General features: G+C 33.9%; 11 protein-coding genes and 1 riboswitch. Of the genes, 10 read left to right on the top strand and 1 reads right to left on the bottom strand.

What is annotated here, in order from left to right; genetic code table 11:
• The first annotated feature begins 101 nt into the window (after positions 1-101).
• Positions 102-860, top strand: a complete 759-nt coding sequence (locus tag ACT5E3_RS19915; protein WP_444995312.1) for a class I SAM-dependent methyltransferase — start codon at positions 102-104, stop codon at positions 858-860.
• Positions 857-1,978 carry a glycosyltransferase family 4 protein gene (locus tag ACT5E3_RS19910; RefSeq protein ID WP_444995311.1) on the top strand — a complete coding sequence of 374 codons (1,122 nt, stop codon included), beginning with the start codon at positions 857-859 and terminating at the stop codon, positions 1,976-1,978. Before ACT5E3_RS19915 ends, ACT5E3_RS19910 begins: the two co-directional genes overlap by 4 nt.
• A 39-nt stretch (positions 1,979-2,017) precedes the next feature.
• Here ACT5E3_RS19910 and ACT5E3_RS19905 read toward each other — a convergent pair whose 3' ends face one another.
• Entirely contained in the window at positions 2,018-2,689 is a 672-nt protein-coding gene (locus tag ACT5E3_RS19905; RefSeq protein ID WP_444995310.1) for a methyltransferase, read from the bottom strand.
• Between the two features lie 542 nt (positions 2,690-3,231).
• Here ACT5E3_RS19905 and ACT5E3_RS19900 point away from each other — a divergent pair.
• From ACT5E3_RS19900 to ACT5E3_RS19865, 8 genes are all read left to right on the top strand, one after another.
• Positions 3,232-4,143: a hypothetical protein gene (locus ACT5E3_RS19900; protein ID WP_444995309.1), complete on the top strand. Its 912-nt coding sequence runs from the start codon at positions 3,232-3,234 to the stop codon at positions 4,141-4,143.
• Entirely contained in the window at positions 4,128-5,369 is a 1,242-nt protein-coding gene (locus ACT5E3_RS19895) for a nucleotidyltransferase family protein (RefSeq protein ID WP_444995308.1), read from the top strand. Before ACT5E3_RS19900 ends, ACT5E3_RS19895 begins: the two co-directional genes overlap by 16 nt.
• Positions 5,370-5,381: 12 nt before the next feature.
• On the top strand, positions 5,382-6,899 hold the full coding sequence (locus ACT5E3_RS19890; protein WP_444995307.1) for a B12-binding domain-containing radical SAM protein: 1,518 nt from the start codon (positions 5,382-5,384) through the stop codon (positions 6,897-6,899).
• An 11-nt stretch (positions 6,900-6,910) separates the two neighbouring features.
• Positions 6,911-8,287 (top strand): B12-binding domain-containing radical SAM protein, encoded by a 1,377-nt coding sequence (locus ACT5E3_RS19885; RefSeq protein WP_444995306.1) that lies wholly within the window; start codon positions 6,911-6,913, stop codon positions 8,285-8,287.
• Complete coding sequence (locus tag ACT5E3_RS19880) at positions 8,280-9,062, top strand: class I SAM-dependent methyltransferase (protein ID WP_444995305.1); 783 nt, start codon at positions 8,280-8,282, stop codon at positions 9,060-9,062. Before ACT5E3_RS19885 ends, ACT5E3_RS19880 begins: the two co-directional genes overlap by 8 nt.
• Positions 9,063-9,169: 107 nt before the next feature.
• Entirely contained in the window at positions 9,170-10,678 is a 1,509-nt protein-coding gene (locus tag ACT5E3_RS19875) for a B12-binding domain-containing radical SAM protein (protein WP_444995304.1), read from the top strand.
• 89 nt (positions 10,679-10,767) lie between these two features.
• Positions 10,768-11,796, top strand: a complete 1,029-nt coding sequence (locus tag ACT5E3_RS19870) for a radical SAM/SPASM domain-containing protein (RefSeq protein ID WP_444995303.1) — start codon at positions 10,768-10,770, stop codon at positions 11,794-11,796.
• 35 nt (positions 11,797-11,831) lie between these two features.
• On the top strand, positions 11,832-13,595 hold the full coding sequence (locus tag ACT5E3_RS19865; RefSeq protein ID WP_444995302.1) for an ABC transporter ATP-binding protein: 1,764 nt from the start codon (positions 11,832-11,834) through the stop codon (positions 13,593-13,595).
• Between the two features lie 200 nt (positions 13,596-13,795).
• Positions 13,796-13,887: riboswitch (cyclic di-GMP riboswitch) on the top strand.
• Positions 13,888-13,912 lie beyond the last annotated feature (25 nt).

Genomic DNA, 13,912 nt, shown 5'->3' with positions numbered 1-13,912 from the left:
AGACAAGGTTGGTTAAAGTGAGTTTTTCCTTGAGAAAACTCAGAATCAGCGATTAAAATAGTAATCTGTTTATCTCTTTACTATACTGTTAGGACTTAAAAATGAAAAAACTTGATGTTAATAATAAAAGCTTAACATTTTTAAGCAAACCAATTGACAGCACTTTTGAAAATGCCTATTTAGATGTTCGAAATAAAGAGAATAGAATTTTAACCGATGAGCTGGTTTCAATACTACCCAGGGTTAGCAATGATAATTTATATTTTAAAGAGTGGTGCATTCGAGAACAATCTGCTAATAGAGTGTTGGATTATCTATCTAATGTGAATTATAAAAGCTCAGACTGGGTTTTAGATATCGGTTGTGGTAACGGTTGGTTTAGTCATTTAATTGCCCAAACAGTTCAGGCAAAAGTATTGGCGATAGATATAAATCAGTTAGAACTAGAACAAGCTGTTAGAGTTTTTAACCGAGATAATCTTTTTTTTGCTTATCTGGATGTGTTTGATGAGGAGCTAAAACCTGAACAATTTACAACAATCATATTCAATAGCAGCTTCCAGTACTTTAAAGAACCTAATGCTTTACTTGAGCGATGTTTAGGGTTGATGGTGAGGTCGGGTGAATTGCATATTGTAGACACGCCTTTTTATCAAGCAGAAAAAGTCGATGATGCTAAATTGCGTTCCCGAGATTACTATCAGCAAATCGGGGCTGAGGATATGATTGCTTTTTATAATCATCACAATTATGAGATATTTAGTGGTTATAATATAGAAGTTTTATATCGCCCACCAGAGAGTAAAACGATGAAAAGTAAAAATGATTCGCCTTTTCCTTGGCTTAAGATTTGCCGATGAAAATACTTATTGTTGTGCCTGGTGGTGTTCATCAAAGCGGTGAAATTAAAGTTATTCCTGCATTATTGTCTTTATTTAAAGAATTAAGTATTGAACATGAAGTCTATATCATCGCACTAAATCAACACAAAAAATTAACTGAATATCGTTTGTATGGGTGCAATGTGATTTCTTTGCCTCCAACAAGAATTAGAAATTTTGTGAAATCTTATCGGCTGGTATTAAGCCGCCTTAGGTATCAAGGGTTTAAACCAGATGTTATTCATAGTTTTTGGTTAGGGGCGCCTACTTTGTTGGCTGCAGCTTTGGGGCGAAAATTTAAAGTACCGCTGTTAGCAAGCATTGCAGGTGGAGAATTGGTTAATATAGCCGAAATCAAGTATGGAGGAGCTGGTAGCTTTATTAGCTTGCTGTTAGCTAGATTTAGCTTATTAATGGCTAACGCTTCTACATGTGGTTCTGAGTTTTTACAAGCGATTGTTATTAATCGTTTTGGTGTTAAGCCAGACACAGTTCCGTTAGGTATTGATATTGAATTTTGGCCGATCAAAACTTGTAATAATGACACTGTAGATAGCTGGAACTTATTACAATTGGCGTCAATTAATAGAGTTAAAGATCCTATGTTGATGCTTAATGTGGTTAAATGCTTAAAGCAAGTTGACTTTAAATTCCATCTAAATTGGGTGGGTGAAGATACGCTTAATGGAGAGATCCAAAAGTTAGCAAAGCAGATGGAGGTATCACACCTTATTAATTTTTTAGATTTTATAACGCAAAAAGATTTAAAAGCTTTGCTAATAAAGCAGCACTTTGTTATCCAAACTTCTTATTATGAATCACAAGGGGTTGCATTAGCTGAAGCTAGTAGCCAAGGTGTTTGTCCTGTAGGTACTGATGTTGGTTGGTTAAGTGATTTAAAATTAGGACTTAACTTTCCCAGAGAGTCGCTCGCAGAAAAAATAGCAGAACAAATTATGATGTTGGCAAATGACTTTGAAAAACGGAATGATAGAGTCATGCAAGCGCAAAAATCAGTAAGAGAATGTAATGTGAAAGTAACGGCCAATAAGTTTTTAACGCTATACCAGAAGTTGCAAATTCATTCTGAAAAGTGATTTATTTCTGTTCATGATAAATGAGCATAATATATAGGTTTATTCCGCTGGTTGCCTGGATACTTCAAAAATAAAGTTTTTTTCTAGCCAAAATTTTCGTTCAAATACAATATTGAGGCAATAACCATTATCATTAGCTATTTTCTCAATTTTAACTAGATCGCATTCATCTGACATGATTAAGAAAATATGAGTATTTAATTTACTGTGGTTAGCAAGCCCCTTGAATAGGTGTTGAAAATATTCGTGTGAAGAGCCACAATACCATGCATGCTCAGAGTCTGAGTCAGGACGTTTAGGATAATATGGAGGGTTAGCAATAATATAATCGAATGATTGCCCAATTTCACTAAAAAGATTTGATTGAAAACAATTGATTTTCAATTGGTTTAATTCAGCATTTCTGCGGGTATTTACAACTGCCGATGGATTAATATCAACAGCAGTAACAATCGCTCCTCGAGTCGCAGAGACTAATGCTAAAATACCACTGCCAGTTCCCAAATCTAATAGTGTTAAGTCTTTAATTGGAAGTGTTTTAATAAAATCACAAAACATTTTAGAACTATAAAACAATCCCGGATGAAATACTCCTGCTGTGACTTCTAGAGAAAGGTTATCATAACGAAACTTTCTATCTGAGGTAAGGTAGACATATTTAAGGTAAGGTTTGAGAGTGTAAGTTAGAATTATCTTAATCAGTTTTTTCATAAATTTGTCATTATTAATTTAAAAGTCTTTGGAATCCATTAACATAAGAAACTAATCTCGAGGCTGGTTGCTTAGAAAAGCCGTTTAATTGCTTTCGTTTAGAAATACTTATCTATTTTAATACGATGTATTTGTCAAATAAAAGAGGGATTTTGCTAGATATAGCTCGTATTTCATATACATATCTTAAAGAGTAATCTATATTGACTCAAGTGGAAGTGAAAATGTTGACAGACCAAAAGTGCTAAAAACGATGTTTGCGGATAATACACATGGTGTATATACTTTTTTAGGGAGTACTATTTTTCACATTAAATACTCAATGTTGTTAAAAAAGAGCTATTCTTTATAGTATTAGTTTATAGCGTATGATAAATAATGTGTGTTTGAATTCGATATGCAATAGACTAGGAAGCATAGGATAAACTCGTCGATAGGTTAAAAAAAACATGAATAATAACCCTATTAAAAATGTGCGAAGGTATACTATACATGTGGATATACTATAAATGATATATTCTAGTGTACGAATGGTATTAGGGATGCCAATTAAATTTTCGAGTGATAATGAGAATATATACCGTACTATTTGTCAAATATATCCGCAGAAACCGAGTCACTCATCGACAGAAAATGTTCATGTTTTAATTAATCACAACTCTAAAAAGTCCAAAAAGCTGGAGCTTCCGGCGCGCTTTCATGTCAGTGATAAATTACTTGTAGGATGCTCTGGTAACAACTATTTTTGTGCCGATCGTGTATCCCAAAGAGGTCAAGCTTTTATTTGCGAAAAAATGCTTGATAACGAGTACCTCTTGCGTCACCAAGTACTTAACACAATTTGCTTTTTTATATTAACTGAGAAATATTTTTTACCCGTCCATGCTTCTAGTTTTGTTTTTAATGGTTTTTTAGTGCTATGTCTTGGGGAAAGTGGTGTAGGAAAATCTACGTTGGCTATGGCGGCACTAAAACATAATTTACAAGTCGTTTCAGAAGATGTTTGTTTTATTGGAACAAAAGCTTCTCTTGGTATACAAGCTGATTGTCGCGAAATTCATTTGCTTGCTGATAGTTACTCATTTTTCGATGGTGATAATAATAAAATAGCTTTAACTCATAATGGGAAATCAAAATATATTGTAAAAAATAGTTCTTTTTATAACTCTGACAGAGTGATTGATTATTCTTTCTTGGAGCCAATTATAATTTTTATAAGGCGAAGTGACTCTCATAAAACAATAAGTATCGAACCTATATCTAATAACGAACATTTTTCATCAATATTATCTCCAAAGGAGAAAGGTTTCAATCTACGATCTGAGGGACGAATGTTAGTTGTCAAACGGTTGAAAGGTAAACCCTGTTTTAAGGCTTATATCAATAGTGATTTTAGTGAATTCTTTAATAACCTAAAAAAAATACAAGATGATTTAGTATGCACAGTACAGTAAAGGAAATATCAGAAACGCTTTTTACTTGGCTTACGAAACTGCAACTCGGTGAATTCAATTTTTACCCCACAGTGATTAATAAGTGGAATGAGCATGACTGGCAAGTTGCAAAAACAATTGTGTTTATGCATGGAATGGGGCCTGTGTGGGGCAGTATATGTCTTCGTGGATGGCAATGTGAATATATGTCAGAAGAATTTCGAGTATATTTGGTTGGGCAGTATCATCAAAACAATGCTCGCATAAAAAAAATTCAAAAATATTACAAAAGGCTTACTACAAAGTTGTCTGATAACAATATAAATTATGTGCCATTTAAAGGTATTGAGCTTGCTTTTTGTGTATACGATGATCCGGCTATGCGGCCAATGGCTGATATTGATTTATATATAGCAGAAGAAAATAGAGAAAAAGTCAACGAAGTTTTTACCGAACTAGAATTTTCTTCGGTTGCGGTTACAAATTCTGGAATGACATACTATCCAGATAATTGGCTTAATAAAATGCAAGATGAAGCATGGATGTATTTTGAGAATGTTGATGGTGAACTGTATGAAGGAGAGAATAAAAATTCACCGTTTAGTATTGATATTCATTTTGAGATTAAAATTCAAGAGTTGCCACATTTAAGCAAAGCGTTCAATCGAGCTTTAATGACTAATGGTAAACTATCTAATACAGAGCATTTTATTTATTTGATGGTTCATGCGGCTAAACACTTCTTAAGTCGTAGTGGAAGGTGGTTACATTTACTTGATATCAACTTATACGCAGAAAAATTTCAATTAAATTATCAACTAGTGGCAAACAAAGCAGCAGAGTATAAAGTTGCACATCTGTTATTAATTCCAATCGTTCTTTCTAAACCATTTTTTTCAGAATTTGAAGAGCTAGAAAATTTGCTTTTACAGAAAATTGGATTTAGGCATAAATTTCTCCTCAAAAAACTAATACTAAGCGAAATGTCTTTTTGTTATCCGTGGGCTGTGAATCCGTTTTTTCAACTTTTATGGGTACACCAAGTTAAAGATATATCACTGTTTTTACTTGCTTTTAAGAATAGAAAAAAAAATACGTTAATTAGAAAAATGGACCGACTTGAGTCGGTGCCTGGAGCTGGAAAAAGATTGTTAGGTGTTTTTAGAAGAACATTCTTGAAGGTCCCAAGGGAAGGTTGGCGTATATTCGCTTCTCACAACCTAAACCCAAAACAGGATTGGAAGTAGGTAACCCTTACTATGACATCGAATAATAAAAATGTCCTAATCGCTCACGCTTTTTTTCTTAAAAATGATAGTAAGCAATATTCTGATAAATTTAAGCCTTATCCGCCGTTGGCTACATTGTATAGCGCTTCGTTATTAAAGCAAAAAGGTTGTAATATTAGTTTTTTTGATGCCGTGTTAGCGGAAGGCTTAGAGAATTTTTATGAAACTGTTATTCAAACAAAGCCTTCGATACTCATAATTTATGAAGATGACTTTAATTTTCTAACAAAAATGTGTTTATCACATGTGCGCGACACTACCATGAAAATGATAGAGTATGCTAAACAAAGTAACATCACCATTATCGTTCATAGTTCTGATGCTTCAGATAACCCAGATATATATTTATCTCAAGGCGCCGATTTTGTTATTTATGGTGAAGGTGAGGAAACATTATCTGATATTGTAAATTGCTGCTTAGCAAAAAATACGATGAAGCCAGAGGAAATTAAAGGAATCTATTATTTAGATAAAAAGGCTGTTAAGAAGACTTCAGCTAGGAAAACTCTAAGAAGCTTGGATGATTTACCTCAACCTGCATGGGAGCTAGTCGATTTTAATTTATATCGTAATGCTTGGAAACAAAGACATGGTTTTTACAGTGTTAATATGGTGACTACCCGAGGATGTCCATATAAATGTAATTGGTGTGCAAAACCTATTTGGGGACAACAGTATAGCTGTCATAGCCCTGAATATGTGGTAGAACAATTAGAGTGGTTGGTACAGAATGCTGCGCCAGAGCATATCTGGTTTGCAGATGATATTTTTGGATTAAAAAAAGGTTGGATAGAAAGTTTTGCAGAAAAAATAACGAAAAAAAAAATACAAGTATCTTTTATGATTCAATCTCGAGCAGACTTAATTAATATAACGGTTGCTCAAGCATTAAAAAGTGCAGGTTGTTCAGAAGTTTGGTTAGGCGTTGAAAGTGGTAGTCAGATGATTTTAGATAACATGGATAAGGGGATTACTTTATCTCAAGTAAGAGAGGCAAGGCTTTTATTGGCAAAGTCTGATGTTGGAGTTGGTTTTTTTATACAATTAGGTTATCCCGGCGAAGATATAGAAGAGATTGAAAAAACACGTGCTATGATTCTAGAGCTAAAACCAGAAAAAATTGGTGTGAGTGTCAGTTACCCGTTACCTGGTACATTGTTTTATCAGAAAGTTAAAGGCCAATTATCAAATAAAACTCACTGGTTGGAAAGTAACGACCTTGATACTGTCTTTCATTCCACTTTCAATGCAGAGTTTTATCGTCGAGTTAGAACTCATCTACATGATGAATTGTCATCTCTACACACAGAAAATCATAACAAGAAAAACTGGGAAAATAAGTGGCAAAAACTCTTATTCAGTGCCGAAGATTATAGGGTTGAAAAACCTACACAAATTGAGGGTTTACCTAACTTGAAAAATAAAGTGAGTACAGAGAGTGCAAACGTTTTTGATGCTGAGTATTTAATTAAGCTACAGACGCTTTAGGGCTACAAGATATGGCTGATATTCTATTAACCCATGGTTATTTTCTTTTTGAAGATGAAAAAGAGCAGCAAATAATGCGGCCTTATGTACCGTTAGGATTACTTTATTTGTCATCTTATTTAAAGCAGAATAATTTATCTGTTGAAATATTTGATAGTACATTTAGACAAAGAGATGAACTTATTAAGCAGTTTCGTCAATACCCTGAAGGTATTGTTGGTATTTATACAAATTTGATGACTCGTCCTTCTGTTATAAAAATAATTCGGGAGGCAAAAAAAAATAATTGGACTGTAATTACCGGTGGACCGGAATCTGCGAATTATATTGAGAATTACCTACAAGCTGGTGCTGATTATGTTGTATTAGGTGAAGGTGAGCAAACGACCCATGAACTTTTAACGGCACTAAAAAGTGGTACAGATATTGGTGTAATTGCCGGAATAGCCTTTTTTGATGAAAAAAGAAAATTGGTACGTACTCCAGCGAGAGAAATGCCTAGAAATATCAGTCAATACCCCTGGCCTGATCGCGAATCAATTGATATACAAAAATATATGGATGTATGGCAGAAATATCATGGTGAATCAAGTGTAAGTATGATTACAGCAAGAGGTTGTCCGTATCAATGTAAATGGTGTTCACATGCGGTATTTGGTTTTAGTCATCGAAGAAGAGATCCTGTTGAATGTGCTGACGAACTTGAACATATTGTTAAGCGTTATAATCCAACTAAAGTTTGGTATGCTGATGATGTTTTTACTATCAATCACCGCTGGCTTTTTCGGTATGCTGAAGAATTGAGAAAAAGAGAATTAAAAGTACCTTTTGAAACTATTTCTCGAGCCGATCGAATGATGGATGAAAAAGTTGTGGACACACTTAAAGAGCTGGGATGTTATCGAATTTGGATTGGTGCAGAAAGTGGTAGCCAGCGTTTATTGGATCACATGAAACGAAAAGTCACCATTGAGCAGGTTTATAAAGCAACTAAATCTGCTCAGAGCCGTGGTATTGAGGTAGGGATGTTTCTCATGTGGGGATATGCAGATGAAAATATAGATGACATTGATGAGACGGTTCGCCAAGTTGCTAATATTAATCCTGATATTTACTTAACAACGGTTGCTTATCCAATCAAAGGGACTGAATATTTTGCTGAAAATCAGGATAAAATATCAATTCAGGTGAAGTGGCAGGAAGGAAGTGATAGAGACTACCAAATTTCAGGAAGGCATAGCCCTCGCTATTATCGTTATGCCAATCAATACTTGAAAAATACGGTTGAATTTCATCGTTTAAAAAAAATGAATTCACTAAAATCTTCTATGAAATTGAAACATGCACAAAAATCTCGAAAGTTATTGGAGATAGCCGCCAGTGAGTAATATTCGACGTTCATTTGATGATTATGCCGCTGATTACGATAAGACTTTTAGCCACTCTTTTTTGGGAAGATATTATCGAAGTAGAACACATAAAGTTTTAGCACAGTTTTTTTCAGGTAATACTAATGTTTTAGAGCTTAATTCTGGAACTGGAGAAGATGCCGTTTATTTAGCTCAGTTAAACAACAATGTTTTAGCGACCGATTTGTCGTCGTCTATGTTGAAGTTAATTGAGCATAAAATAAAAAAAAATGAATTAGAAGGAAGTATATCTACAAAAATTCTAGATATACAGTGTTTAAATGCTATTTCTAATCTTAAGTTTGATGGGGTGATTTCAAATTTTGGCGGCTTGAACTGTATTAGTGATTGGAATAAGTTTGCTAATGATGTATCTAAAATAATTAATAATAATGGTGTGTTGATTGTTTGTGTAATGGGACCTAGTGTGCCTTGGGAATGGCTTTGGTTTAGCTTAAAAGGAGATTTTTCAAAAGCATTTAGACGATTGAGTGGTAAGTGTTCTTGGAGAGGTTCAAATATCTATTACCCTAAAATTAGTGAGTTTGAGAATATTATTAAGAATGCATCTTTTCAGCTTGTTTATAGAGAGGCTTTGGGAACTTTTATGCCCCCGTCGTATGTTAATGAGCATGTAGAAAAATGGCCTGTTTTGTATAAATATGTGGCAGCGCTTGAAGAGCTTTTTTGTCGCCGTAAATTTGCTGCCCGTTTAGCTGATCATTATTTGTTAGTATTTAAAAAAGTATATTAGTTATTAACTTTAGAAATAAAATTAGAATTGAAATTAATCAGTGTTATAAAGAAAAGGCAGTAGGGTGATAGAAAGAATAGTAAATACATTAATGATGGCAGGCTATAATGAACGATGATGAACAAACATTAATTATTTTTTATAATCCTCAGTGTGCAAAACCTAACTACCAACGGATGCCAGCAGCAATATTGCAAGTTGCTTCACTAATTGAAGGTAAGTTTAGTTATGAAATTGTTGATGGAAACCTGAGGAGCGATGTAGCGTATGCACAGTTAGTTATTAATAAAGTTATTCAAAAAAATGTTAAATATTTAGCTATTAGTATAATGCCAGGTCCTCAGCTTGTTTCAACTTTAAAAGATCTGAGAATCATTAAGAAGCATTGTCCTGAATTAGTTGTGATAGTTGGTGGGTACTTTCCTTTAAATCACTACGAAGTATGTGCAAAGGATCACGATATTGACTATGTTATCGTTGGTCCAGGAGAGCGAAGCTTTCGAGATTTGATTAGTGCTTTAGAGTGCGGCAGTTTACCTGATACTATTTCGGGGCTGGCATTTGAGCGAGATGGTGATTTGGTGATTACTAAACGTAGTCATCCTATTAATCCTAACCATCTACCCCGTTACCCTTATCATAAATTAAATGTTGAAGACTATGTTTTACCTACATTTTTAGGTTCTCGAACTCTCAGCCATCATAGTAGCTTCGGTTGCCCTTTCTTCTGTAATTTTTGCGCAGTTGTTTCTTTAGCAGAAGGAAAGTGGATGGGAGAAAGCGGTGAGAGATTAGGTGAGCTGACTCAATATATGGTGAATCATTGGAAAATTAATGCGTTAGAATTTCATGACAACAATTTTTTTACTGCAGAAAAAAGAGTCAAGGAGTTTTGTCATCAACTTATTAGTAAAAACTTGAAAATAGCATGGTGGGGAGAAGGAAGAGCCGATACGCTATTAAAATATAAAAATGAAACATGGCAGTTAATGAGGGACAGTGGATTAAAAATGATTTTTCTAGGTGCTGAAAGTGGAGATGATGAAACTTTAAAGCGGATGAATAAAGGTGGTAAACAGTCTGCAAAAGGAGTGCTACAGTTAGTCAAAAAAATGAAAGATTTTAATATTATCCCTGAACTTAGTTTTATTTTAGGGAATCCCCCAAATCCTGTTCAAGATATGAAAAAAAGTATTAAGTTTATACGAAAAGTTAAAAGAATTAACCCTAATACTGAGATTATTATGTATCGTTATGACCCTGTGCCTATTGGTGGAGAGATGTTTGAACAAGTGACTAAGTTAGGCTTTAGTTTTCCTACAACTTTGGAAGAATGGGTTGATTCAAAATGGAGGAAAATTCAAAAAAGGACAACTGCTGATGTTCCTTGGTTAACAGATAAAGAGCAAACCTTTTTAACTGAGTTTCAAACAGTGCTCAATGCTTATTATCCAACGTCTACTGCTAGACATATTAAACCAGGATCTTGGCGTTATTGGTTATTGAAGTTAGTGAGCGGCTGTCGATATCATGGACGTTTTTACTTTAGGCCCTATGAACTGAATTGGCTGCAACAGAAGTTTAGTTATCAAAGACCTGAAATTTCAGGGTTCTAATAGTCAATTTTTATTAATTAATATTGAAGCAAATAAAGTGTTTTAAATTAAACAATGGTTGTCTTAAATGATAATTCAAAGGCGTAATTATGACTTTACCTAAGTGGCTAGTATTAGGAGTCAATAATATTTGCAATTTACACTGCAAAATGTGTGATGTGGGGACAGGAACGAAAGAAACAAATTTTGCTGAAAACTTAATTGGAACTAGACCCATTGATATGCCCTTAGATTTATTTGAAAAAATAGCTCAACAGGCAAAAATATATTTCCCTGAGGTTAAACTTGGATATGCATTTACCGAACCTCTTATTTATAAATATTTAGACGAAAGCCTTAAAGTTGCAAATGACAATGACCTTGAAGTTGCAATAACGACTAATGGCTTAAAATTAAAAAAGAAAGCTGAAGAAATAGTTGAATATGGTGTTGCTGATATATTTCTTTCTTTAGATGGTACAGAAAGTATTCACAATTATATTAGAGGAAATAAGTATTCCTTTCAAAGAGCATTAGATGGAATTGAAGCGTTGATGACTTGCCATAAAAGGCCTGATATCTCTATTTTTTGTGTAATTACTGAGTGGAATATTGGTTGTCTTTACGACTTGGCAAAGTTTTTTACTCAATATCCGATTAAACAGTTAGGTTTTATGCATACAAATTTTACCACCCCGGAAATGGCGTCAGCACATAATATGCATCATGGATTTTATTATCATGCGACCCATTCAAATATAGAGGAGGTGAATGTAGAGCGAATGAACTTGGAACTTTTATGGGATGAGATATACCGCATTAAAAAGTTGAATGCCAATTTTAACATTAGTTTTTCTCCTGAAATTAATAGTAAAAATATGTTAGATGTTTTTTACAATAAGCCACAGGTTTTCATCGGAAAGAAATGCACTGATGTATACAAAAATATTATGATTAAATCTGATGGTAGCGTTATTCCTGCACACGGGCGTTGTTTTAATCTTAACCTTGGAAATCTATATCATAATGACTTGTCATCAATTTGGAAATCAAAAGTGCTAACCAAACTGCAATTAGATTTAAAAAAATCAGGGGGGCTATTTCCTGCGTGTGCGAGGTGTTGCAGTGCATTTCATTGAGCGAGCTTTAAAGCTTCAGAGTGAGTGTTCCTTTAATGCTTAGCCGAACTCAATCGCTTCTATCTGCTTTTCGTTACCTATATTCATTTTCTCCTTTAGGTGTCATCATTAATTTGACATTAATGTTACTACAAGGTTTGACTGCTGGGATTGGTGTTTTATTGTTAATGCCTATGTTGAGTTTTGTTGGTTTGCAAGACCCAACTGCTGTTAAAGGACAGTTAACCGAAGTCGTCGAATATGTTTTTGTTCTATTGGACTTCGACTTGAATTTGTTAACTGTTTTAATTCTCTACGTGTTGATATTGTCGATGGTCGCAATTGTACAATATTTATTGACGATACAAACTTCAAAGATACAACAGCGTGTGATTTGTTACTTTCGTGAACAGCTTCATTTAATGCTTTTGAAGTCAAATTGGGAGTTTATTACGAGTAAGAAAATATCTAAGTTTGGACATGCGTTAACCATACAAATGCAGTCTATGGGAACAGTATTTCAACAACTTCTCCAGCTTACAAGTCAAGTTGTTATGATTTCTGTATACGTGACAGTCGCCTTTATTTTATCATGGGAAGTCTGTTTGTTAGCGTTTTTTTGTGCATTGATTCTATTTTTTGGCATTATTCCATTTAATGCTAAAGTGCAAAAAGCTGGTGCAAATAGATTGCTCGGGTTTAATGATATTTTTCAGATTATTGCTGAACAACTTGATTGCATTAAAATGATTAAGAGTTTTAGCGCGGAAAGCTTTTTTTTTGAAAAGCTGAAAAATGCTAGTCATCGAATAGAAAAACAAGTGATTTTAGCCAATGTGGCGAAAGCTCAATCAAAGTTGTTGTATAATATCATTTCTGTTGTTTTTATTAGTTTGATTTTTTATGTTTCTATCATTTGGTTGCAAGTAACCGTTTCTACTTTACTCATTGTTTTATTTGTTTTTTCTCGGCTATTACCAAGCGCAGCAAATCTAATTAATACATTTCATGAATTGCTATTTGAATTACCATCAGTTGAAGATATAAAGTCGTCTATCAGCCTATGCAATGAAAATGTTGAAACTGTCATTCCTGTATTGAAAATGATTAAGCTGGAAATTCCAGAGCAGGGTGATATTATTGAATTTCAAAATGTTAGTTATCATTACCCTAATAAAAAAGATAATGTATTAGAAAGTTTATCTTTTAAAATTCAAGCCAATCAAACAACCGTATTTTTTGGACCTTCTGGTTCAGGAAAGACAACGACCGCCGATTTGTTGGTCGGGCTGTTAATACCTACAGGTGGAAAGATTACGGTTGCCAAACAAGATTTAACAAAAGAAATGCTAAAAATTTGGCGTGAAAAAATTGCTTATGTAACTCAAGAACTTCATTTGTTTCATCAATCTATTAGAGAAAACCTTTCTTGGGTAAGAGAAGGTATTCATGAACAAGAAATATGGCTTGCTTTAGAGCAAGCATCGGCAAAAGATTTTGTTGAGAATCTAAATGATGGATTGGATACCATTGTTGGAGATAAGGGGGTTCGAATATCTGGAGGGGAACGCCAAAGGTTGGCATTGGCAAGAGCGTTGTTGAAAAAACCTAAAGTACTTATTTTAGATGAAGCAACAAGTGCATTGGATGAAGAGAATGAACTTCAAATACAAAATGCTCTCGCGCGTTTAAAGGGAAAGTTAACTATCATAGTGATCGCTCATAGGGATTCAAGTGTTCGACAAGCTGATCATGTCATTTATTTTGATACAAATTTAAAACGCTCCATTCATTCGTTATCTACTTTAAATAATCACTAAATATTTAAATTAGATAGCTATAAACTTCATTTTTAATTTCTTTATAACTTTTATGTAAACTTACCTCTGCTCCTTATAACAAAAATAAAAAACTCTCTCTTTAGCTTAATTTTTTCCAATGTTTCTCTAAAAATGGTCGATAATTAACTATCTGCCATTTCAAAAATGGATAAAAAAGCTCATTCTTATTTGGCACAGTTAACAAATGTTGGCTACCTGTTTCGAAAGAGCAGGCACGCAAAGCTACCGATCTAAGGGCGTTAATAATGCTTATGATAGCGGGGTTGCTAAAAAGAAAGTCTTTTCTTTTTATCAAT

Source organism: Aliikangiella litoralis (assembly GCF_052495765.1).
This window is presented reverse-complemented; position numbering and strand designations above follow the sequence as displayed.

Coding starts and splice junctions, on each gene's coding strand:
- ACT5E3_RS19905 (WP_444995310.1), bottom strand. CDS start 2,689: ATGAAAAAACTGATTAAGATAATTCTAACTTACACTCTCAAACCTTAC.
- ACT5E3_RS19900 (WP_444995309.1), top strand. CDS start 3,232: ATGCCAATTAAATTTTCGAGTGATAATGAGAATATATACCGTACTATT.
- ACT5E3_RS19895 (WP_444995308.1), top strand. CDS start 4,128: ATGCACAGTACAGTAAAGGAAATATCAGAAACGCTTTTTACTTGGCTT.
- ACT5E3_RS19865 (WP_444995302.1), top strand. CDS start 11,832: ATGCTTAGCCGAACTCAATCGCTTCTATCTGCTTTTCGTTACCTATAT.
- ACT5E3_RS19875 (WP_444995304.1), top strand. CDS start 9,170: ATGAACGATGATGAACAAACATTAATTATTTTTTATAATCCTCAGTGT.
- ACT5E3_RS19890 (WP_444995307.1), top strand. CDS start 5,382: ATGACATCGAATAATAAAAATGTCCTAATCGCTCACGCTTTTTTTCTT.
- ACT5E3_RS19870 (WP_444995303.1), top strand. CDS start 10,768: ATGACTTTACCTAAGTGGCTAGTATTAGGAGTCAATAATATTTGCAAT.
- ACT5E3_RS19915 (WP_444995312.1), top strand. CDS start 102: ATGAAAAAACTTGATGTTAATAATAAAAGCTTAACATTTTTAAGCAAA.
- ACT5E3_RS19910 (WP_444995311.1), top strand. CDS start 857: ATGAAAATACTTATTGTTGTGCCTGGTGGTGTTCATCAAAGCGGTGAA.
- ACT5E3_RS19885 (WP_444995306.1), top strand. CDS start 6,911: ATGGCTGATATTCTATTAACCCATGGTTATTTTCTTTTTGAAGATGAA.